At 70.2% G+C, this 20,364-nt stretch carries 19 protein-coding genes; 7 read left to right on the top strand and 12 right to left on the bottom strand.

Going from position 1 to position 20,364, the window contains the following annotated elements; genetic code table 11:
• Positions 1-144: 144 nt before the first annotated feature.
• From DJ75_RS06205 to DJ75_RS06190, 4 genes are all read left to right on the top strand, one after another.
• Complete coding sequence (locus DJ75_RS06205; RefSeq protein WP_094523544.1) at positions 145-1,257, top strand: branched-chain amino acid ABC transporter permease; 1,113 nt, start codon at positions 145-147, stop codon at positions 1,255-1,257.
• Positions 1,254-2,627, top strand: coding sequence for a branched-chain amino acid ABC transporter permease (locus DJ75_RS06200; RefSeq protein WP_094523542.1), 1,374 nt, complete (start codon positions 1,254-1,256; stop codon positions 2,625-2,627). The genes DJ75_RS06205 and DJ75_RS06200 overlap by 4 nt, the downstream gene beginning before the upstream one ends.
• Positions 2,628-2,761: 134 nt before the next feature.
• Positions 2,762-3,574: an ABC transporter ATP-binding protein gene (locus tag DJ75_RS06195; protein WP_094523700.1), complete on the top strand. Its 813-nt coding sequence runs from the start codon at positions 2,762-2,764 to the stop codon at positions 3,572-3,574.
• Positions 3,571-4,275: an ABC transporter ATP-binding protein gene (locus DJ75_RS06190; RefSeq protein ID WP_094523540.1), complete on the top strand. Its 705-nt coding sequence runs from the start codon at positions 3,571-3,573 to the stop codon at positions 4,273-4,275. The genes DJ75_RS06195 and DJ75_RS06190 overlap by 4 nt, the downstream gene beginning before the upstream one ends.
• A gap of 187 nt (positions 4,276-4,462) precedes the next feature.
• Here the strand turns inward: DJ75_RS06190 and DJ75_RS06185 are convergent, their stop codons facing one another.
• On the bottom strand, positions 4,463-5,872 hold the full coding sequence (locus DJ75_RS06185) for an ABC transporter substrate-binding protein (RefSeq protein ID WP_094523538.1): 1,410 nt from the start codon (positions 5,870-5,872) through the stop codon (positions 4,463-4,465).
• A gap of 271 nt (positions 5,873-6,143) precedes the next feature.
• Positions 6,144-7,082 (bottom strand): lipoyl synthase, encoded by a 939-nt coding sequence (gene lipA / locus DJ75_RS06180; RefSeq protein ID WP_094523536.1) that lies wholly within the window; start codon positions 7,080-7,082, stop codon positions 6,144-6,146.
• A gap of 135 nt (positions 7,083-7,217) precedes the next feature.
• On the opposite strand from lipA, the gene DJ75_RS06175 reads away from it, so the two are divergent.
• Positions 7,218-8,687, top strand: a complete 1,470-nt coding sequence (locus DJ75_RS06175) for an MATE family efflux transporter (RefSeq protein ID WP_094523535.1) — start codon at positions 7,218-7,220, stop codon at positions 8,685-8,687.
• Positions 8,688-8,724: 37 nt separating this feature from the next.
• Here the strand turns inward: DJ75_RS06175 and DJ75_RS06170 are convergent, their stop codons facing one another.
• Genes DJ75_RS06170 through DJ75_RS06160 form a run of 3 tightly spaced genes read right to left on the bottom strand, consistent with a single transcriptional unit; the run spans position 8,725 to position 10,901 of the window.
• On the bottom strand, positions 8,725-9,318 hold the full coding sequence (locus DJ75_RS06170; protein WP_094523533.1) for a cysteine hydrolase family protein: 594 nt from the start codon (positions 9,316-9,318) through the stop codon (positions 8,725-8,727).
• Positions 9,311-10,198, bottom strand: coding sequence for a YqcI/YcgG family protein (locus DJ75_RS06165; protein ID WP_094523531.1), 888 nt, complete (start codon positions 10,196-10,198; stop codon positions 9,311-9,313). The genes DJ75_RS06170 and DJ75_RS06165 overlap by 8 nt, the downstream gene beginning before the upstream one ends.
• Positions 10,199-10,244: 46 nt before the next feature.
• The gene (locus DJ75_RS06160; RefSeq protein ID WP_094523529.1) at positions 10,245-10,901 is read right to left on the bottom strand and encodes a helix-turn-helix domain-containing protein; all 657 of its coding nucleotides are present in this window, start codon (positions 10,899-10,901) and stop codon (positions 10,245-10,247) included.
• A 309-nt stretch (positions 10,902-11,210) separates the two neighbouring features.
• Between DJ75_RS06160 and DJ75_RS06155 the strand changes: the two genes are divergently transcribed.
• Entirely contained in the window at positions 11,211-11,396 is a 186-nt protein-coding gene (locus DJ75_RS06155; protein WP_094523527.1) for a hypothetical protein, read from the top strand.
• A gap of 34 nt (positions 11,397-11,430) precedes the next feature.
• Here the strand turns inward: DJ75_RS06155 and DJ75_RS06150 are convergent, their stop codons facing one another.
• The gene (locus DJ75_RS06150) at positions 11,431-12,915 is read right to left on the bottom strand and encodes a sodium:solute symporter (protein ID WP_094523525.1); all 1,485 of its coding nucleotides are present in this window, start codon (positions 12,913-12,915) and stop codon (positions 11,431-11,433) included.
• Positions 12,912-13,196, bottom strand: a complete 285-nt coding sequence (locus DJ75_RS06145) for a hypothetical protein (protein WP_094523523.1) — start codon at positions 13,194-13,196, stop codon at positions 12,912-12,914. The genes DJ75_RS06150 and DJ75_RS06145 overlap by 4 nt, the downstream gene beginning before the upstream one ends.
• 174 nt (positions 13,197-13,370) lie before the next feature.
• On the opposite strand from DJ75_RS06145, the gene dnaG reads away from it, so the two are divergent.
• Complete coding sequence (gene dnaG, locus DJ75_RS06140) at positions 13,371-15,026, top strand: DNA primase DnaG (RefSeq protein WP_094523521.1); 1,656 nt, start codon at positions 13,371-13,373, stop codon at positions 15,024-15,026.
• 50 nt (positions 15,027-15,076) lie between these two features.
• On the opposite strand, the gene DJ75_RS06135 is transcribed toward dnaG, so the two are convergent.
• The 5 genes from DJ75_RS06135 to gatD form a co-directional block, all read right to left on the bottom strand.
• Complete coding sequence (locus DJ75_RS06135; protein WP_094523519.1) at positions 15,077-16,084, bottom strand: A24 family peptidase; 1,008 nt, start codon at positions 16,082-16,084, stop codon at positions 15,077-15,079.
• Positions 16,085-16,165: 81 nt separating this feature from the next.
• The gene (locus DJ75_RS06130) at positions 16,166-17,443 is read right to left on the bottom strand and encodes a DUF6498-containing protein (RefSeq protein WP_094523517.1); all 1,278 of its coding nucleotides are present in this window, start codon (positions 17,441-17,443) and stop codon (positions 16,166-16,168) included.
• 46 nt (positions 17,444-17,489) lie between these two features.
• Entirely contained in the window at positions 17,490-17,705 is a 216-nt protein-coding gene (locus DJ75_RS06125) for a hypothetical protein (protein WP_094523515.1), read from the bottom strand.
• A gap of 24 nt (positions 17,706-17,729) precedes the next feature.
• Complete coding sequence (locus DJ75_RS06120) at positions 17,730-18,845, bottom strand: GNAT family N-acetyltransferase (RefSeq protein WP_094523513.1); 1,116 nt, start codon at positions 18,843-18,845, stop codon at positions 17,730-17,732.
• Positions 18,842-20,152 carry a Glu-tRNA(Gln) amidotransferase subunit GatD gene (gene gatD, locus DJ75_RS06115; protein ID WP_094523511.1) on the bottom strand — a complete coding sequence of 437 codons (1,311 nt, stop codon included), beginning with the start codon at positions 20,150-20,152 and terminating at the stop codon, positions 18,842-18,844. The genes DJ75_RS06120 and gatD overlap by 4 nt, the downstream gene beginning before the upstream one ends.
• Positions 20,153-20,364: the final 212 nt, after the last annotated feature.

Below are 20,364 nucleotides of genomic sequence, written 5' to 3'. Positions count from 1 at the left end.
GGCCGCGTCTGCGGGAGTCGATCGTGCACGTGGTTATATTCCTCAGACACTACTTATGTGTCTAAACACGGCATACGTCGGCCGGTTTTGGGTAGAAAACGTCTTATAGGTTGATTCATACGCTATGATGAGGAGTGTTATCACGTGAGTGTCTCTGAAACGTACGTCCGATACCGCCGAACCCTCAGCGAGGAACCGCTCGCCATCGGGGTCCTGCTCGTGGCCCTGTGGATGGCGTGGTCGCTCGTGTCCGGGCTCCTGACTGGGGGGATCCAGATCAGCAGCCTCGCGTCCCTGATCTGGGACGGGTTACTCCGGGGGCTGATCATCGGTCTGGCGGGTATCGGACTCTCGATGACGTACAGCATTCTCAACTTCGCGAACTTCGCGCACGGCGACTACCTGACCAGCGGGGCGTTCGCCGGGATGGCGACCAGCTACCTCATCGCCGGGATCGGCGAGAACAGCGTCGGCGCGCTCCTGCTCGTCGGCGCGGGCGGGTCGGTGTTCGGCGGTGCGCTCGGCATCGGGGTCACGACCGCGCCGGTCGCCGTCGTCGTCGGGGCCCTCGTCGCCGGCGTCGCCACGATCGCGCTCGCGCTGCTGATCGACCGGTTCGTCTACCGGCCGATCCGCGACGAGAGCGGTATCGCGCTGCTGATCACCAGCATCGGCGTCGCGTTCGCGCTCCGGTACCTGCTCCAGTTCGTTTTCGGGGCCGGCGTCCGGGGAACGACGGCGGCGGGGTCGGTCCCGCGCGTGAGCGTGCCGGCGATCGACGGGACGTTCCGGGTGACGGCCCACGACGCCGCGCTCGTGGTCGTCGCGGGCGGCCTCATGCTGGGGGTTCACCTGCTGCTCCAGCGGACGAAGCTCGGGAAGGCGATGCGCGCGATGTCCGACAACGAGGACCTCGCGCGGATCACCGGGATCCCGACCGAACAGGTCATCCGCACGACGTGGATCGTCGGCGCCGGGCTCACGGGCGTCGCGGGGTACATGTTCATCCTCTGGAAGGGGACGCTCGGCTTCAACGACGGATGGCTGCTGCTGCTGCTCGTGTTCGCCGCGGTCATCCTCGGCGGAATCGGATCGATCTACGGCGCGATCGGCGGCGGGATCATCATCGGACTGACCGCTTCCGTCTCCGTGATCTGGATACCATCGGCGTTCGGCCGTGCGGCCGCGTTCCTGGTGATGATCGTGATCCTACTGTTCAAGCCTGAAGGCATCTTCAGCGGGAGGACGACGGCATGAGTGTCAACGACCTCCGCGGGCGGTTCGAGGGGCTCTTCGAGCGGGACGTGACGCTCGTCCTCGCCGTCCTCGGCGCCCTCTACCTGGCGTACATCGTCGCCGGAGTCGCGTTCGGATACGGGCTCCGGGGACAGCTGAATTCGATCGCGAACCTCACGTTCTACATCGGCGTGTTCGGCATGCTCGCGCTGGCGTTGAACCTCCACTGGGGGTACACCGGACTGTTCAACATCGGTATCGTCGGCTTCATGGGAATCGGTATCTACACGACTGCGCTGGTCTCGAAGCCGCCGGTGGCGGGGGGCGCCGCGCAGGTCGGCGGGTTCGGACTCCCGCTGTTCGTCGGCGTCACCGCCGGCGTGGTGATGGCGGGCCTGTTCGGGCTTCTCGTGGCGCTGCCCGCGCTCCGACTCCGAGCCGACTACCTCGCGATCGTCACGGTGGCGTTCTCGGAGATCATCCGGTTCACGATGATGTCGCGGACGTTCCAGACGTTCACGGTACCGGACACCATCGATCTCTGGCTGTTCACCTTCGACCCGACGGCCGACACGGTCGGCCTCGGCGGCGGAGGCGGACTCATCTTGAACTACACGAACCCGCTCGAGGCACTGCTTCGGGGCCTGTTCCTCTGGGAGCCGTACCTCGGCTTCGTCTCGTTCGTTCAGGCGAAATTCATTTCGAACAACCCCAAGCCGGTGCTCGACGGACTCCTCTACGGGATCCTGCTTCTCATCGGCGTCGGGCTGTTTTACCTACTGCTCTCCCGCACCGGGAAGTCGCCGTTCGGACGCGTTTTGAAGGCGATCCGCGAGGACGAGGACGTCGCGAACGCGCTGGGGAAAGACACCGACCGGTTCAAGCTCACGGCGTTCGTACTCGGGACCGCGCTGATGGGGCTCGGCGGGATCCTCTGGTACTCTGCCCGCGGGAGTGTCACGCCGCCGTCGTTCCGACCGAACATCACCTTCTTTATCTGGATCGCACTGATCATCGGCGGCGCGGGATCGAACACCGGGAGCTTCCTCGGCGGCGCGATCTTCGCCGGCGTGTTGTACCAAGGCCCCCGGTACGTCAAGAATCTCGTGGAGACGGCATTCGAACTGGGCAACGCCCCGCGGAACTTCGGCGAGGCGATGGCGGGGTTCGCCTCGCTCGACCCGATGCCGTTCGTCCTGTACACGCTCGACAGCGTCAGCCAGCTGCGGCTGGTGATCATGGGCGTGGTGCTGATCTGGCTGATGCACAACCGGCCGGAGGGGCTGCTCGGCCACCGCAAGGAGACCGCGTCGAGCGTCGACCTCGCCCGGCCGGGAAGCGGCACCCCGAGCGAGAAGCCGGCGGCCGCCGACGGGGGTGAGGAGCGATGAGCGAGACCGACGAATCCGCCGCGAGCGAGTCGAATTCGGTCGAAGAAGCGGGGGCAATGGACAGAGCGGAGTCGTCCGAGGCGGGCGACCCCGCCGGCGACGGGTCGTCGCCGGACGCCGATCTGACCGAGGTGATGGGCAGCGAGGCCGACGTCCCGAGCGGGGACGACGGCGGCCGGTACGCGCCCCTCGAAGTCGAAGGGCTCCGGAAGGAATTCGGCGGGATCACCGCCGTCGACGACGTCAGCTTCGACGTGGAGGAGGGGACGCTCACCGGACTCATCGGACCGAACGGCGCCGGAAAGTCGACGACGTTCAACCTCATCACGGGGATGCTCGACCCCACCGAGGGAACGGTCCTGTTCAACGGCGAGGACATCACGGGCCTGCAGCCGCACGAGATCGCGAACCGCGGGCTCGCGCGGACGTTCCAGATCGCCCGTGAGCTGGAGGAGATGACGGTCCTCGAGAACATGATGCTCGCGCCGAAGGGACAGGTCGGCGAGTCGCTGTGGCGGTCGGTCATGCCGGTCACTCGCGGCTCGGTACGCGAGCAGGAGACCGAGCAGCTCGAACGCGTCTGGGAGGTGCTCGACTTCTTCGAGATCGACCACCTCGCACAGGAGTACGCCGGCAACCTCTCCGGCGGCCAGCGGAAGCTGCTGGAGATGGCGCGGGCGCTCCTGACCGACCCCGACGTGCTGCTCCTCGACGAGCCGTTCGCGGGCGTCAACCCGACGCTCGAGAAGCGGCTGCTCGAGCACATCCACGAGCTGCGCGATCGCGGGTACACCTTCCTCATCGTGGAACACGACATGGACCTCATCATGAACAACTGCGAGCGGGTCATCGTCATGCACCAGGGGCGGATCCTGAAAGACGGGACGCCGACGGAGATCAAAGAGAGCGAGGAGGTCATCGAGGCGTACCTCGGGGGAGAGGTATGAGCTTGCTCGAGGTCCGCGAGTTGGACGCCGGCTACGGCGACCTCCAGATCCTCACCGACGTCGACCTCGACGTCGACGGCGAGGAGTACGTCACCATCGTCGGCCCGAACGGGGCCGGCAAGTCGACCGTGATGAAGTCGGTGTTCGGACTGACGACGCATATGGGCGGCACGGTGACGTTCGACGACGAGGACATCAGCGGGACGAAGCCCGAGGACGTGATCCACAAGGGGTTGGGGTACGTTCCCCAGAGCGAGAACGTCTTCGCGGAGCTCGATGTCGAGGAGAACTTAGAGATGGGCGCGTACATCCTCGACGAGGTCCCCCAAGAAGAGCTCAGGATGGTGTACGACCGGTTCCCGATCCTCGAAGAGCGGAAACACCAGCGGGCCGGAACGCTGAGCGGCGGTCAGCGACAGATGCTCGCGATGGGGCGGGCGCTGATGCTCGACCCCGAGCTCCTGCTGCTCGACGAGCCGAGCGCGGGGCTCGCGCCCGACCTCGTCGACGAGATGTTCGACAAGATCGACGAGATCAACGAGACGGGCACGGCGGTCCTGATGGTCGAGCAGAACGCCAAGGAGGCGCTCCGACGCTGCGACCGCGGCTACGTGCTCGCGAACGGGCAGAACCGGTTCGAGGACGAGGGGACCGCGCTGCTGAACGACGAGGAGGTCCGCCGGGAGTTCCTTGGCGGGTAGTCGGTCCCGTCGCGTCCCGACCGTCGGTCCGCGGACTGTTTTTTCTGAGACGGATCGGAAGGCGCGGAAGCGTCGCGTCGCTCGCGAGAGCGTTGCGCGTGCGAACCGCGCCGCTTCTCGGTCGGGTCGTCTGAAAAAACGAGAGCGCTCGGCCGGCCACTCGGTGACGCGTCGGTTCCGATCGCGGTCAGTTCCCGCTGGTGAGCGCCTGTTCGACGACGTTGGAGTACGACGACGATCCGATGTTGAAGCTGATCTGGTCGTACACCTCGCCGTCGAAGGTGTCCTCGAACACGCTGCTGAACCGGTTGGAGAGCTGCTGGCCGTAGTCGTTGTTGACGTACAGCGTCGCGGCGGTCGAGGCGCCGATCCGCTCGGAGGCGACCTGCGCCATGACCCGGCCCTGGAGCTGGTCGCTCGGAGCGGTCCGGAAGATGTAGTCGTCGTCCTCGAGGTTCGTCACCGACAGCGCGGTACTGGACGGCGAGCAGCCGACGACCTCGTTCGGGATGAGCGTCTCCGTACAGACCGGGACGTTCACGCCGGAAGAGGCGGTTCCGCACACGGCGGGAACCCCCGAACTGATCAGTGACTCGGCTCCGGTGATCCCCTGGTCAGGGGAGGTGTTCGTGTCCTCGAACTGGGCGTTCACGGTGAGGTCGAGATCGGACTCGTTCACCTGCTGGGCCGGGATCTCGGCCGCGCGGATCATCGGCTGACCCGTCGACGCCAGGTCGCCGGTCTCGGGCAGCAGGATTCCGACGCTCACTTCGCGACCGAACCCGCCCGGCGACGAGTCGGCGGAGGGACCCGCCCCGTCGGGGTTCTCGCCCTCGAAGTTCTGCGTCTCCTGGACGTCGACGGAGTCAGCGCCCTGTCCGGCGAACTCCCAGATCTGGTAGGCCGCCGACGCCGGGTCGCCGTTCTGATCGAAGTTGACCGCGCTCGACGCGCCCTGGTAGTTGATGTTCTCGCCGTTCGCGGCCGCCTCGACGGCGGCGATGAACTCCCCGGGCCCGTACGCGGTGCCGTCGGGGTTGGCGATGCGACGGAGCTGGTCGCGGATCGCGGTCCCGTTGTTCTCCCCCGCCGCGACGTTCGCCAGGATCAGCGCCGCCGCGGAGTCGTACGACTGCGAGGTGAACACGCCGGGCGTCTCGTCGTACGTGTCCTGATACAGGCTCGCGAACGCCTCCTGGTTCGGCCCGCCGGCCGCCGGCGCGGTCCCGGTGACGTTGTTCATGTCGTTGCCGACCTGCCCGGGTAACGATGGGTCCTGAAGCCCGTCGGGGATGAGGATGTCCTCCGCCCCGTCGGACGCGGCGTAATAGTCGCGGAACAGCTGAATTCCGCTCTCCGGGTACCCGATGACGACGAGCAGATCCGGACTGCCGCTGCCACCGTCGCCCCCGTCTCCGCCATCGCTGCCATCGCTGCCATCGTCGCCGTCCATCCCGTCGTCGCCGTCGTCGCCGTCGCCGCCGTCTCCGCCGTCGCTCCCGTCGCCGCCGTCCCCGCCCGCACAGCCGGCGAGTCCGACCGCGCCAGCGACACCGACAGTCTTCAACACGTCACGCCGTCGTTTGTGGTATGACATACCCACTCATATAGACCCCTCTCTGATAAGTATATCCCTGTCAACTCCTACACAAGTCCTGTCAATAACTCTCATATAAGGTATATAACTTCTACCGGCGCTCGGGGCGCGTTTCGCGTCGATCGTGCCGAATTTTAGACAGTATCGCTATCGGGGACCTCTGGCCTCGCAGGCCGGCCGGTTCAGAGGGAGACGGGCGCGGCTCGCTCGGGGGTCGTTCCGGAGCGAAGAACCGGTCGTTCGGGTGCGTCCGTCGGTCGGGTCGTCTCGATCAGTCGCCACCGGCGGCGCGCGCGTGCCGCCGGGCGTCCTCGGGCGAGCGGCCCTCGCGGAGCAGCGCCTCGACGAACAGCTCGCCGGCCTTGTACGACGAGCGGACCATCGGCCCCGAGGCGCAGTAGAGGAAGTCGAACTCCTCCTCCGCGACCGCGCGCCACGTCTCGAAGGCGTCCGGGTGGACGTAGTCGAACACGTCGAGGTGCGAGCGCGACGGCCGGAGGTACTGCCCGAAGGTGACGACGTCGACGCCGACCTCGCTGAGGTCGCCGAGCGTCCGGTACACCTCGTGGGCGTACTCGCCGACCCCGAGCATGAGGCTCGTCTTCGTGTGCACGTCGGACGTTCGGTCGACGCGGTCGAGCACCGCGAGCGACTGCTCGTAGTCGGCGCGGCGGTCGCGAACGGGCCACTGGAGGCGCTCGACCGTCTCGACGTTGTGCGCGAGCACGTCCGGCCCCGCGTCGACGATCCGGTCGATCGCCGCCGGGTCCCCCTGGAAGTCGGGGATCAGCGTCTCGACGAGGACCTCCGGATCCCGTCGCTTGATCTGGCGGATCGTCTCGGCGAAGTGCGCCGAGCCGCCGTCCGCTAAGTCGTCGCGGTCGACGGAGGTCAAGACGACGTAGTCGAGCCCGATCTCGGTGACGGCCTCGGCGACGTTCTCCGGCTCCTCGGGGTCTAGCGGCTCCATCCCGCCCGTCGCGACGTCACAGAAGTTACAGCCCCGCGAGCAGCGGTCGCCCATGAGCATGAACGTCGCGGTGCCGGGGCCGTCGCGGCCGGACCAGCACTCGCCCATGTTCGGGCAGTTGGCCTCCTCGCAGACGGTGTGGAGGTCGCGCTCGCGGAGGCGCTCCTTGATCTCCGTGAACCGGGACCCGGACGGTGGCCGCGACTTCAGCCAGTCCGGCTTTCGACGGCCGCGTTGCATACCCGAACCACGGCGGCCGAGTGCAAAAACGTGAGGATCACACCGACGAGTTCACCACCGCTCACCCGGGGACAAAACGTATCGTATCCGACACCAATAGCGTTTTATTAGAGGCCCCAGATACGGAACTATCCGATGTTCGACGTCGACAATGAGGCGATCACCGACGGGCCGGTGGGGCGGGTGCTCCTGCTGCTCGCGGCCCCGCTCGTCGCGCAGAACCTCGTTTACGTCGCCAACGCCCTCGTCGACACGTTCTGGCTCGGCCGCGTGAGCGAGGACGCGGTCGCGGCTGTCGGGCTCAGCCTCCCGATCCAGTCGCTCCTCGGCGCGGTCGTCGTCGTCGCCGCGGTCGGCACGCAGCTCCTCGTCGCACAGCGGGCCGGCGGCGGTGACGACGCGGGGGCCCGTCGCGTCGCGGTCAACGGCGGCCTCGTCGCCCTCGCGGTCACGGCGGCCGTCGCGGTCCCCGTCGCCCTCTACGCCGAGGAGCTGGTGCGGTTCCTCGGGGCCGACCCAGCGCTCGCCGGCACCACGGCCGCCTACCTCGCGATAATCGCCGCGGTCCTCCCGGTCGGCGCGGTGGGCGACACCGTCGAGAACTGCTTCACCGCCTACGGCGACACACGGGCCGTCCTCAACGTGAGCGTCGCGAGCGTCCTCGTCAACCTCGTCGCGGCGCCGACGCTGATATTCGGGCTCGGCCCACTCCCCGCGCTCGGCGTCGAGGGCGCGGCGCTCGGAACGGTGCTCGCGGGCGTCGCCGGGCTGGTTCACGTCCTCGCGTACGCGGCCGGGATCGGTCGCGACACGTTCCGGCTCACCCGAGACGCCCTCGCCGTCGACGCCGGCGACCTCCGCGAGATCGTTTCCGTCGGGCTCCTGCTGGGCGGCCAGCGCGGCGCGACCGAACTGGTGCGCGTGCTGGTCGTGAGCCTCGTCGCGGTCGCCGGCGGCGCGGCCGGGGTCGCGGCGTACACGGTCGGCGCGCGCGTCGCGACCCTCGCGGTCGTCCCCGCGCTCGGGACCCAACAGGCCGCTCAGTCGATGATCGGCCAGAACCTCGGCGCGGACGCCCCGCGCCGCGCCCGACGCACCGCGACGGTCGGAACCGGGATAATCGTCGGCGCGTTCCTCGCGCTCGGCGCCGTCCAGTTCGCGGTCGCCGGCGGGGTCGTCGACCTCCTCGCCCCCGACCTCACGCCGGGTGGACGGTCGCTCGCAGTGCTGTACCTGCGGCTGCTCGCGGTCTCCTACTGGGCGCTCGGCGGGACCTACACGCTGCTCGCCGGATTCAACGGCGCCTCGCGCACCCGGACCTCGCTCGCCGCCGACGTTCTCAAGTACTGGGGGATCCGGTTCCCGATCGCGGTCGCCGCCGTGCCCGCGACGGCGACGTTCGGGGCGTTCGGCGTCGCCGTCGCGCCGGGACTCGGCTGGGGCGTCGAGGCCGTGTTCTGGGCGGTCGCCGTCTCGAACGTCGTCGGGTTCCTCGGGCTGGGCGCGTACTTCGCGTACACGACGCGGCGGGGGATGTTCGCGAACGCCGCGGACCGCGCGAGAGACGACGGCGAGGGCGGGGCCGCGGGGACCGCGGACGACTGACCGGATCGGAACCGACCGGAAACTGACGGGGCGGAGCCTATCGGAGGTCCTCGGCCTCGACGACGGTCGCGAACTCCCCGTCGAGATGCGCGAGCGCGACGCGGTGGGACGTGTCGGCGCCGATCGCCTCTCCGTCGTACCCCTCGCGGGCGTGGGTCGCCGTCGCGTCGGCGACGACGCGCACGTCGTAGCCGCGGTTCTCGGCCTCGCGGGTCGTCGTCGAGACGCAGTGGTCGGTGGTGAGCCCGCAGACGACGAGCGACTCGTGGTCCGTCTCGCGGAGCCACGCGTCGAGCCCCGAGTCGAGGAACGCGCCGTTGACCGACTTCTCGAAGGTCGGTTCGCCCTCGGCGGGCGCCGTCTCTGACTTCCACGCGAACCCCGGGGCGTCGGGGCGGAGCGGCGAGTCCGGCTCCGTCGAGGCGTGTCGGACGTGCGCGACCGGGCGGTCGGCCGCGCGCCACCGGTCGAGGAGCGCGCCCGCGACCGCCTCCGCGTCGGGGTTGTTGCGCTCGCCCCACCCCGGCTCGTCGAAGCCGACCTGGAAGTCGATCAGCAGGAGGACCGCGTCGTCGGGGGGCGCGGAGCCGCCCTCCGAGCGGGCCGAGTCGGCGACGTCCGCCTCAGTCATCGTCGAGCCCCGAGGTGACGGCCGCGTCCGCGTCGGACCCGGAGGCGCTCTCCGAGGGCGGCGACTCCGCGAACCGGCGCCAGGCGCCCGGTTCCAGCAGCGCCTCGGGCGCTTTCGGGTGCTCCCGGGTCGGCGTCAGCGGACAGGCGTCGGGGCTCGCCGCGTCGTCCTCGCGGAACAGGTACTGCGTCCACTCGCGGTCGCCCTCGACGCCCCAGTCGCCGAGGTCGGCGTGGGGACAGACGCCGTCGTACTCCTCCATGCGCCCGCGGATCGCCTCCCGCGCCTGTTCGCCGGCCTCCGTGTCGGCGGTGATCCCCTCGAAGACGGCGCGCGGCTGGACGGTGATCTCCAGCCCGACGGGCGAGTAGCGGCTCTTCCGCTCGTCGTAGAAGGGCGCTCGGGAGGTCGGAAACAGCGGCTCGCCGCCGAAACAGAACTCCCAGCGCGGGGTGTCAGGGTCCGTCGGGATCTCCTCCGGCCACGGCTCCGGGTCGTGGACGTGGAGGAACTCGAGGACGTGCCACAGCCGCTCGTGGTAGTGCGCCTCGCCCCGGTCGCCGTCGGGCGGTCGGAAGAAGACGGCGAGGGGAGCGCGGTCGGCGTGGTCCTCGTAGGTGTCGAGGTACTCCAAGAGGACGTCGCGGAACCGGAGGAGCGCGGCGGGGTCGGTCGTCGACTCGCAGGCGGCGTACAGCAGGTCGCCCTCGCGCTCGACTTCGATGCCGAAGTAGCAGGGGAACGGCGAGCCGTCGCGCTCGCCGAGCATCGACTCGCGGAAGGTCCGGTAGTGCTCCCGCAGCCACCCGGGCGCGTCGTCGAGCCGATCGTGGAGCGCTTCCTGGTCCAACAGCGCGCCCTCGGTGCCGGGCTCGTTCATACCCGCAGTCGGTGGCAAACGGTCTTTTGACTTTCGGCGACCGGTATCACCGGCTCTCGCCGTCGATCGGGAGTGTGTAAGTGACCAGTGCCGTGATCGCGCGCCGGAGTCGTTCGGTGACGGCCTGGTCGGAGATGCCCAGCTCGTCGGCGAGTTCCTTCGTCGTACAGCCGCGCGGGATGTCGTAATACCCCATCTCGATCGCGAGCGTGAGCGCTTCGAGCTGCGGCTTGGTGAGTCCGTACCACGGCTGCACGTCCGGATCCGACGGGTTGTAGACGCGGGTGACCTCCGGATCGATCCCGGCGTCCCCGCAGCTGGTCGAGAAGGCGCTGAGCGCCTCGTGGGTCGGGAACCGAACCTCGAACGTCCACGACGCCGCCGACCCGACGGCGCTCAACATCTGTCCGTCGTTCGCCTGCACGGCGCTGACGAGGCGGTCCTGGTTCGCGTTCCAGTCGAGGGTGAACAGCGTCCGGTCCTCGAACGCGTCGACCGGCGTGGCCTCCTCGACCGACGAGTGCCGCTGGACGCTCTCGACGAACGACTCGCGGGTGGAGTTGCGGACCCAGAACAGCGGGACCGAGGTCTCGCCGAGCGGGACGAGCGTCTCGAGCTCGACGGTGGAGTCCTCTTCGACGGAGAGGATCTGACCGAGTTCGAAATCGCCGGACGGGACGCGGAACTCCACGATTACACTCATCAGTTGGCTCCGGTGATCCGTTCTTGATTGCCCCTTAAAGAAGGAGAGCTTGGTATATCAGGGTTCGGGTGATCGCGGGACGCGTCTGCGAGCCCCACGCCGCGCCGCCGACGGCCCGTCATTATAAATAGCTACTGTACTATCAGTAGTGTAGTTGAACCGACTCGGGCGGTTCGATCCACGCATGTATGTTAGTGAAAGCGGCGCTACCCTCGATCCGTTTGTTTTCGGTCCGGAACCGGGAACGCCTCTGACGCGATCCGATCGGGCGACGGCCTCGCCCGTCGAACGCGACGGGGCGCGACCCGCATGAGCACCGGCGACGACGCGCCGACGGCTGAGGCGGAGTTCCGCGACGAACTGCAGACGCTGCTCCGCGAGGCGCACGACGAGGGCGTCGACGTCGAAGGCGGGTGGGACTGCCGGAACGGGCCCGACCACCCCGACTGGGACGTCGTCGTCTCAAAGGTGCAGAAGTCGGAGGCGTCCGAGTAGCCGGCCGCCGCGCGCTCTTTCTCCCCGATCGGACTCAGTCCCCGGCGACCGCGAACCGCGAGGCGTCGCCCTCCGCGCTGGGCGCGGTGAGGAGCGAGACGCCGACGGTGAGGAGCGCCGAGAGCGCCATCAGCCCGAGCGCGACGTCCCACCCGCCGGCGACTGTGCGGGGGAGCGTCGGGACGAAGCCGACGACCGCCGACAGCACCACCGCGAGGTACGCGAGCTGCGGGACGAGCACGCCGACGATCATCCCGGTGCGGGTGGTCCGCTCCCAGTAGAGCGCGCAGATAACCGGGAGGGCGAGCAGCGCGAACCCGGAGAAGGCGGTGCTGCCGACCTCGATCAGGGTGCCGGGCCGGAAGAGGCTCGCGGCGAACGCCAGCAGCGCGAAGGCGGCGACGCCGATCCGGGCGACCCACGCCTCGCGTCGCTCGGAGGCGTCGGCGTTGACGACGGGCCGGTAGAGGTCCCGGGTGAAGTACGACGACCCCGAGAGGAGCATCGAGTCCGACGAGGACATCATCGCGGCCATCGCGCCGGCGATCACGAGCGCCGCGAACCACGCCGGCGTGTACTCGTTCAGCACGACCGGGAGCACGTTCGCGCCCTCCGGCACGTCGACCGGCATCCCGGCCGCCCACGCGCCGAGCATGAACGCGGGGACGAACAGCAGGAGGACGAGCACGGGCCACAGCGCGAACGACCGCTTCAGCGTCTCGCCCGACTTCGCGACGAAGAACCGCTGGTTGATCTGCGGGAACATCGTCACGCCGAACGCGATGGTGATCGCCGTGGAGACGATGAACCCGACGGAGTAGGTCCCGCCGCCGAACGACCCGAAGTCGGGCCGAGCGTCGAGCATCGCGCCGGTGGCCGCGCCGACGCCGCCGACGGCGGATACCACCCAGACCGCGGCGACCCAGACGACGGAGAGCATGAACAGCCCCTGAATCGTGTCCGTCCACGCGACCCCGCGCATCCCGGCGAGGACGACGTAGAGGATCATGAACGCCGTGATGAGCGCCGCGCCGCCCCAGTAGGGGACGACGCCGTTCGTGAGCCCGACGAGCGCCTCGCCGGCGCCCATCTGCTGGAGCATGACGTACGGGAACAGCCAGAGGAGGCTCACGCCGGCGACGAGCGCGCGGAGGCCCGTCGAGCCGAAGCGGTCGCCGAGCATCTCCCCGAGCGTCACGTAGCCGTTGCGGTTCCCGATCAGCCACTGCTTGTAGCCGATCGCGTACCACAGCACCGCGAACAGCACGCCGTCCAGCGTCCCCATCACGATCAGCCACTCCGGGCCGGCGGCGAACGCGAGGTTCGGGCCGCCGAAGAAGGTGAACGCCGACAGCAGCGTGGCGAAGGTGGTGAAAAGCAGGACCACCGTCCCGATCGACCGGCTGGCCAGGTAGTAGTCCTCGGCCGTCGTCTCGGAGACGCGGTAGGCGACGAGGCCCACCGCGAGCGCGAGGAAGAGGTAGCCGACGACGATCCCGAGCGAGAGCCCGAGCGTCACGGCCGCTCACCCCCGGCGGCGGGGGCCCCCGCGTCGCCGCCCGCGGCCCGGTCGTCGCCGTCTCCGCCGGGGCGGAGCCCCATCCCGCGCTCCCACGCGCCGCTCCGAGCGAACCGGGAGAACAGGACCGTACACAGGCCGAGCCACGCGACGTGCCACCAGATCCACACCGGCAGCCCGGCGACGACGCGGTCGACGCCCCACAGCGGCCACGGCACCGCGAACGCGACGAGCAGTGCGAACGTCGGAATCCACACGATATCTCTCCGAGGTCTCCTCATGTCGAACTATAACTACTTTGAACGGATAAATCTTACCAAAAGAGTTCGATATTGGCTTTTGTAGAATATATTTCTTCAAAGGGCCTCGACGGAGGCGGGTGCGATAACTATTTTCGGCGACGCGCACAACAGCGCACGGGCGGCGACGCCGCCCGATCATCACCATTCACCATCATGAAAGACACAGAGAAATACCTGATACACGCCACCATCGCGGCGGACGGCGTCGTCGAGCGCAGCGACGTCGTCGGCGCGGTGTTCGGCCAGACGGAGGGGCTCCTCGGCGAGGAGCTGGACCTCCGCGACCTCCAGGAGTCGTCGCGGGTCGGCCGGATCGACGTCTCCGTCCAGTCCGAGAACGGGCAGTCGTTCGGCGAGGTCACCGTCGCGTCGAGCCTCGACAAAGTCGAGACGGCGATCCTCGCGGCGGCCTTGGAGACGATCGACCGCATCGGTCCCTGCCAGGCCTCCGTGGAGGTGACGAGCATCGAGGACGTGCGGGCGGCGAAGCGCCGCGAGGTCGTCGAGCGCGCCAAGGAGCTGATCGCCGGCGGCTTCGAGGAGACGAGCCTCGCGAGCGACGACATCCTCGAGGAGGTCCGCGAGGCCGCCCGCGTCGAGGGGATCGTCGACTACGAGGGGCTCCCGGCCGGCCCCCGCGTCGGCGACTCCGACGCCGTCATCGTCGTCGAGGGGCGCGCGGACGTGCTCACGCTGCTCGAGTGCGGAATTAAGAACGCGGTCGCCGTCGAGGGGACGAACGTCCCGGACGCGGTGGCCGAGCTCACCGCCGACCGGACCGTCACCGCCTTCCTCGACGGCGACCGCGGGGGCGAGCTCATCCTCCGCGAACTCGCGCAGGTGGGCGACGTCGACTACGTCGCGTTCGCGCCGCCCGGCGAGTCGGTCGAGGACCTCGACCGCAACGCCGTCTTCGAGTCGCTCCGCGGGAAGGTCCCGTACGACACCCTCGCCGACGAGCCCAACCTCCGCGAGGCGGCCGCGGACGACGAGGGTCCCGGGGACGTGGAACGCGAGAACGCCGGCGGTGCCGGGCGAGAGGGCGTCGGGGAGGACGACGCGGGTCGAGGGACCGGCGGCGACGCGGAGGACGGCGGGTCCGAGACGCCGGGCCCCGACGCCTCCGACCCCGGTTCGCCCGACCCCGAGGGTCCGGAGACCGACGGCGTCGTGGCCGGTGCGGCCAACGACGAGACGGAGAGCGCCCTGGTCGAGGCCGTCGAGAAGCACCCCGCGACCGCGGGGGACGACGGGGGCGCCGACTCTGTCGAGGTCGACGTCGTCGACGCCGAGGCGACGGCCACCGAACCGGCGGACGACGGGTCCGCGGAGACGGCCGAAGCGGAGTCGGGGGCGGAGACCAGCGAGGGGTCGGGGACGAAACCCGGCGAGGAGCCGATGACGGAGACCGACGAGGAGCCGATGACGGAGACCGACGAGGGGTCGGGGACGGAGACCGACGAGGAGCCGGCCGAACCGTCAGACGACGCCCCCGTCGACGACGAGCCGCGATCGATCGAGGAGCACGTACAGGAGGTCGTCGACTCGGGGAGCGACCGCGCCCGCTTGCTCGGCGACGACCGCGGCGTCCTCGCGGAGGTCGACGCCGCCGACGCCTTCGACGCGGTCGAGGCGGCCGAGACGGCGCCGCACACGGTCGTCGTCGACGGCCGGATCGATCAGCGCCTCCTCGACGTGTCGGCCCAGCGCGGGGTCAGCGAACTGCTCGGCCGAGAGATCGGCGAGTTCGTGAAACGGCCCGTCGGGACCCGCGTGCTCACGGTCGGGGACCTCCGGGCCGGGAGCTGACAGCGCCGGGAGCTGGCGGCGCCGCGCGACGACCGTCCCGCGGGGTTCTCTCAGACCAGTCCGACGACGCCGAGCAGCGCGAACAGCGCGTCGCCGTGCGTCAGCGCGACGACCAGCCCGACCGCCATCGGGACGACGAACGGCATGCCGGGCGACACCAGCACGCGGTCCTTCCGGGCGACGACCGCCAGTCCGCCGCGGAGCGTCTCGGCGTCGGTGCCGTACGCGCCGTGGTCGATCTCGGCGAGGAACCGCTCGGCGGCCCACGGGTCGTCGAACGCCGCCGGTCCGAGACCCGACTGCGAGGCGGCCTCGACGTCCGAGTCGGCCGCGGTCCCACCGTCGGTCAGGGGGCCGACGTGCGTCCCGCCGTCGGTCGGCTCGAACGTCTCGCCCACGCTCTCCGGGTCGCGGAGGCGGCCCGGGTCGGCGCGGACGTCGGCGAGCCGCAGTCCGCGCCACCGGAGGTACATCCGGAGCGCGTCCAGGTCCAGCCCGCTCCGGGTCTCCCCGTCGTCGTCCTCGAAGAGCCGACCGTGGCGGTCCGACAGCGACTCCGTCGCCACCGGGCGGGCGAGGAACATGTTCGCGGAGCGCTCGCCGCGCGCGAGGTTCACCGCGGCGAGGCCGAGGGGGTACGCGAGCCCGAGCAGCACCGTGTTCGTGAGGACCGTGAGCGAGAACACGCCGATCTGGGTCTCGACGAGCGGGAGTTCCGCGCCGGCGACGGCGTACTCCGGGAAGGTGGGAAAGAGAATCGCGAGCGCGATCAGCGCCTTCGCGTCCGCCCCGCCGAACGCGCCGAGGAACCAGAACGCGTAGCCCAGCGGCGCGACGAACAGGAGGCTGATCGCGACCTGGACGGCGAACCGCGTCTCTTCTATCCCGGCGATCGGCCATATCGACGCCACCTCCCAGACCAACAGCAGCGCCCCGAACGCGTACAGCGGCGGCCAGATCCGGTTCGGGAGGCGTCGGGTCCGGACGTCCCGCAGCGCCGCCCACGCGAAGACGGGGACGACGAGCAGTCGCAGGAGGTCCGGCAGCGTGGCGACCATGTCCCCACGGCCGCCGCGGGCGTAATTAGGCGTTCGGGTTCGGGTATCGATATCGATAGCGGACCCGAGGGCGACGCGAAGTCAGTCGTCCGGTCGATCGGCGCGCCGATCGAACACCGCGAGCACCGTGTCCGGGTCCGACAGCCCCGGGACCCGGTGCTCCTCGTCGCGGAGTTCGATCACGACCGTCTCGGTGCCGAGCCGGCGGTCGAGCCACGTCCGTTCCACGCGCAAGCCAGTCTCATCCCACGACTCGACGCGCCACAGCGTCGCACCGAACAGGCGGTCGCGGGCGACGAGCGCGTCGTCGCCGGCGCGGTACGCAACGAGACCGTGCCGGAGCTCGTGGTCGACCGCGGCGAGAGAGAGCGGGACTGCGACGGCGACGACCGAGAGGACGGTGACGGTCGTCCAGTCGCCGCCGATCGCGAACAGCGCCGCGACGAACGCGGGGACAGCGGCGAGCCACCACAGCCCCGGGTGGACGGAGACCGTCGCGAGCGCCCCGGCGAACCGCGAGCGCCGGGGGAGACGGACCGCATCGACCGGACCGTCGAGGGAGCTGTGGACCGAGTCGGTGGTCGGCGGGTCGTACGAGAACCCGAGGTCCAACGCCTGCGACTCGTCGAACGCGTCGAGCCGGTCGCGGTACAGCCCCGCGAGGTCGACGGCGGCCTTCAACCCGATCACGCCGAGCAGGAGGGGGAGGCCGACCGCGCCGGGATCGAGCGCCGATATCGGCGCGTCCCCGTCGAGCGTCGCCGCACCGACGAGCGCGACGGTGAACAGCGCGGCGAAGAACACGGCTCCGGCGTGGACGAACACGCCGCGAACGGCCGTCTGCGCGCTGTGGTCGCGGTACTCGCCGCCGGCGAAGTACTCGGCGAGCGTCGTCGCTCCCTCGCCGACGAAGACGGCGAGGACCGCGAGGGTCACGGTGTCGAGCGCGTCCGGCGAGAGGCCGCCGTCGGCGACGACGCCCACCGTGAGTCCCCCGACGAACAGCCAGACGGCACAGAGTATCGGAGCGATGACCGGGAGCACGAGCAGCGATGAGAGACGGATCTGAACTCCCGTGCGAGGGACGGAGAGCGCGGCGCGGCGGCTCGCGAGCGGCCCGGCGATCAGCGCGGTGCGCTCGATCTCGGACGGTCGGCCGGCGAACAGCGCGCGGACGAGGGCCCAGAGCGAGGCGATTCCGAGTTCGAACCAGTACAGCGTCATCAGCGCGGCCGCGTTCCAGCCGAGCGCGACGACGCCCGCGAGCGGGAGGAGATTCGAGACGAAGAGCGCGAGCGCCCTGAAGCGGCGACCCCGAGCGAGCGCGCTCAACGGACCGGAGCGAGCGGTGGAGGGCATTCCGATCGTCGATCTGTGTCCCGAGCCTAAAAACGGTCCGCGACGCTCACCGCGCCGGGCCGGCGTCGCGGTGGAGGTAGAGGTACGCGAGCACGGGGACGATGGTGAACGCGAGGGTCGCGACCGCCCAGAGGGGCGCGTAGCGGCTCCCGCGCTCCCTCGCGTCGCGGTAGATCCACGCCGCGGCGGCGACGACGACCCCGTAGACCACGAGCGTGAGCGGGAGCGACCACGGGAGGGCGACCCCGGAGAGGAGCGTCATGATACCCTGTTCGGCGGGCGACGCTTATAGTTCGCCCGTGAGGTCGGCCCGCATGACGAAGTCGGGCTCGCCGGCGACCGGCACCCGGTTCGCGCCGGTGTCGCTCACGTGCTCCACCGTCTCGGGGATCAGCACGCGCGCGGCGTCGGCGTCGACCGCGGCCGCGTCCGCGGCGATCGATTTATAAAGCGCGCCCGCCGCGTCGACGTCTCGCCAGGCGGCGGCGCCGTACACGGCGACGCGCTCGGGGGCGTCGTCCCCGTCGTCGCCCGGCCGCTCCGAGACGCGGGCCCGGACCGCGAACCCGGCGAGCGCGTCGGCGCCGGCGACCGCCAGGAGGCGGTCGTCGTCGGCCGCGACCCGGAGCCGCTCGCGAGTGAGTTCGGAACAGGCCCACGGCTCGCCGTCGTCGAGCGCGAGCCCGCCGAGGTGGTCGCGGGCGTCGCTGTCGGCCCAGAACGCCCACGCGGCGTTCGGGTCCGGACCGTCGAGGACGCGGAGCCCGTCGGAGTCGGAGGCAGTCGCCGCGGTCTCCGGATCGCCGACGTCCGCCGCCGGCTCGGGCTCCGCGAACCGGAACTCCGTCGCCGGCTCGAAGCCGACCGCGCGCGACTGGCCGAGCCCGGCGATGTTCCACGAGAACACCATATTCCGGCAGACCGTCGCGCCGCGGTCGCGCGCCCAGTCGAGCGCGCCGGTCGAGAGGGCGGTCCCGACGCCGAAGCCGCGGGCGGCGGGGTCGACGCGGATCCCCTGTCCCCACGCCTCCCACTCGGTGAGCAGGGCGCCCCGGATGCAGCCGACGACGGCCTCCGGCTCGCCGGGGGCGGCGGCGCCCGCGCCGTCGCCCTCGATCACGGTGTCACCCGGATCGCGGTCGTCGTTCCCCGCGACCGCGTCGCTTCCGTCGATCGCCTCGGGCGGAAGCGTCGCGACGAAGGTGCCGCGGTCCGGGTCGTCGGCGGCGACCCACTCGGGGAACACCCGCGGGAGGTAGTCCTCGTGCCGCTCGCCCCACGTGTCCCGCGTGAACGCCGCGACCGCGTCGGCGTCGGCGGGGCGGGCCTCGCGGACGACGACGGTCGGTCCGGCGGGCGTCGAGCCGGGGGCGCGCGGCGGCTCCCCGTCCGACTCCGTCATCGCCAGGGCTGCGACTCCTCGGTGAGCTCGCCGGCGAGGTCGCGGGCCATCGCCTCGGCGGGGTCCGACAGGTTCGCGAGCGCCCACATGAGCTTCACCTTCGCGGTGCCGGGGAGGGTGTCGCCCGCCTCGACGACGCCCGCGTCGAGCAGGTCGCGGCCGGTGTCGTACACGCGGTCGCAGACGCGGCCGTCGAGGCACTGGCTCGTCATCGCGACGACGGTGCCGTCCTCGACCAGCTCCGCGATCCGCGGGACGAGGTCGGTGTGGACGTGGCCGAGACCAGTCCCCTCGATCACGACGCCGTCCTTGCCGTCGAGGTAGTCCCACGCGGCCGGGTCCATGCCCGGCGTGAACTTCGCGAGCTCCACGTCGCCGTCGAGGTCGGGCGCGAGGCCGGCCTCCGCGTCTCCGTCGCCCTCGCTCGCCTCACTCCCCCGCGGGAGCGGCTCTCGGTTCCACTCGATGGCGGCGTCGGCCGCGTCGCCCTCGGCGCCCGCCTCGGCCGCGGCCTCGTAGTCGATGACGCCGAGCGATCGGGCGCCGACCGTCTCGAAGGCGTCGCGGCGGGAGGTGTGGTTCTTCCGGACGCGGGTGCCGCGGTGGAGCGCGCAGGCGTCGTCGGAGGGGCTCGCGTGCATGCAGACGAGCGTCTCCGCGTGGTCGGCCTTCGCGGCCTCGACCGCGCACACCGCGTTCATCACGTTGTCCGAGGAGGGGCGGTCCGCGGAGCGCTGGCTCCCGGTGAACACGACCGGAACGGGCGAGTCGAGCATGAAGGAGAGCGCGGAGGCGGAGTACTGCATCGTGTCGGTGCCGTGCATCACGACGACGCCGTCGGCGCCGGCCGCGACCTCCTCCGCGACCGCCTCGGCGAGCTCCCGCCAGATGGACGGCTCCATGTTCTCGGAGAGGATGTTGGCGACGACGCGCCCGCGGTAGTTCGCGCGGCCGGCCAGGTCGGGCACGGCCCGAAGCACGTCCTCGGCGTCGAACTGCGCGGTGACCGCGCCGGTCCGGTAGTCGACCGTAGAAGCGATCGTCCCGCCGGTCGAGATGAGCGACACCGTCGGCAGGTCGTCGTCGAAGGTGATCTCGGAGGCCTCGCCGCCGCCCGCGTCGGCCCCGTCGTCGACGTCGCGGGCGCCCGATTCGAGCACTTCGACGTCGGCCTCGTCGCGGTCGACGCCGACGTTGTACCCCCCGTCGAGCTTGACGACGAGGTGGTCGCGAGTCGTCGAGGGGAGCAGTACGCCCTCGTTCGTGACGTCCCCGCGCTCGACGCGGACGCGATCTCCCGGTTGCATACCACCCGCTTCCCCTGCGGCGGACTTGAATCCAACCGTTCGGCCGCGGCGACCGCTTCCGGGCGGCGACCGTTCCCAGGCCGGCGACGGCTCGCCCGCTTTTCACTCCCTCAGCCCCCTCCGCTCCCTCCGCTCCCTTAGCCCCAGGCTATAGTATTGCAAACAATCCACATGATTCAAAACATTCATATAGAATCGCTACCCTATAATTA

Source organism: Halorubrum sp. Eb13, assembly GCF_002252895.1.
GTDB lineage: Archaea > Halobacteriota > Halobacteria > Halobacteriales > Haloferacaceae > Halorubrum.
This window is presented reverse-complemented; position numbering and strand designations above follow the sequence as displayed.

Excerpts from the sequence above, each read along its gene's own strand:
- DJ75_RS06120 (WP_094523513.1), bottom strand. The coding sequence starts at position 18,845 with ATGACGGAGTCGGACGGGGAGCCGCCGCGCGCCCCCGGCTCGACGCCC.
- DJ75_RS06170 (WP_094523533.1), bottom strand. The coding sequence starts at position 9,318 with ATGACTGAGGCGGACGTCGCCGACTCGGCCCGCTCGGAGGGCGGCTCC.
- DJ75_RS06200 (WP_094523542.1), top strand. The coding sequence starts at position 1,254 with ATGAGTGTCAACGACCTCCGCGGGCGGTTCGAGGGGCTCTTCGAGCGG.
- DJ75_RS06165 (WP_094523531.1), bottom strand. The coding sequence starts at position 10,198 with ATGAACGAGCCCGGCACCGAGGGCGCGCTGTTGGACCAGGAAGCGCTC.
- dnaG (WP_094523521.1), top strand. The coding sequence starts at position 13,371 with ATGAAAGACACAGAGAAATACCTGATACACGCCACCATCGCGGCGGAC.
- DJ75_RS06145 (WP_094523523.1), bottom strand. The coding sequence starts at position 13,196 with ATGAGGAGACCTCGGAGAGATATCGTGTGGATTCCGACGTTCGCACTG.
- lipA (WP_094523536.1), bottom strand. The coding sequence starts at position 7,082 with ATGCAACGCGGCCGTCGAAAGCCGGACTGGCTGAAGTCGCGGCCACCG.
- gatD (WP_094523511.1), bottom strand. The coding sequence starts at position 20,152 with ATGCAACCGGGAGATCGCGTCCGCGTCGAGCGCGGGGACGTCACGAAC.
- DJ75_RS06155 (WP_094523527.1), top strand. The coding sequence starts at position 11,211 with ATGAGCACCGGCGACGACGCGCCGACGGCTGAGGCGGAGTTCCGCGAC.
- DJ75_RS06130 (WP_094523517.1), bottom strand. The coding sequence starts at position 17,443 with ATGCCCTCCACCGCTCGCTCCGGTCCGTTGAGCGCGCTCGCTCGGGGT.
- DJ75_RS06125 (WP_094523515.1), bottom strand. The coding sequence starts at position 17,705 with ATGACGCTCCTCTCCGGGGTCGCCCTCCCGTGGTCGCTCCCGCTCACG.
- DJ75_RS06190 (WP_094523540.1), top strand. The coding sequence starts at position 3,571 with ATGAGCTTGCTCGAGGTCCGCGAGTTGGACGCCGGCTACGGCGACCTC.
- DJ75_RS06175 (WP_094523535.1), top strand. The coding sequence starts at position 7,218 with ATGTTCGACGTCGACAATGAGGCGATCACCGACGGGCCGGTGGGGCGG.
- DJ75_RS06195 (WP_094523700.1), top strand. The coding sequence starts at position 2,762 with ATGGGCAGCGAGGCCGACGTCCCGAGCGGGGACGACGGCGGCCGGTAC.
- DJ75_RS06185 (WP_094523538.1), bottom strand. The coding sequence starts at position 5,872 with ATGTCATACCACAAACGACGGCGTGACGTGTTGAAGACTGTCGGTGTC.
- DJ75_RS06135 (WP_094523519.1), bottom strand. The coding sequence starts at position 16,084 with ATGGTCGCCACGCTGCCGGACCTCCTGCGACTGCTCGTCGTCCCCGTC.
- DJ75_RS06160 (WP_094523529.1), bottom strand. The coding sequence starts at position 10,901 with ATGAGTGTAATCGTGGAGTTCCGCGTCCCGTCCGGCGATTTCGAACTC.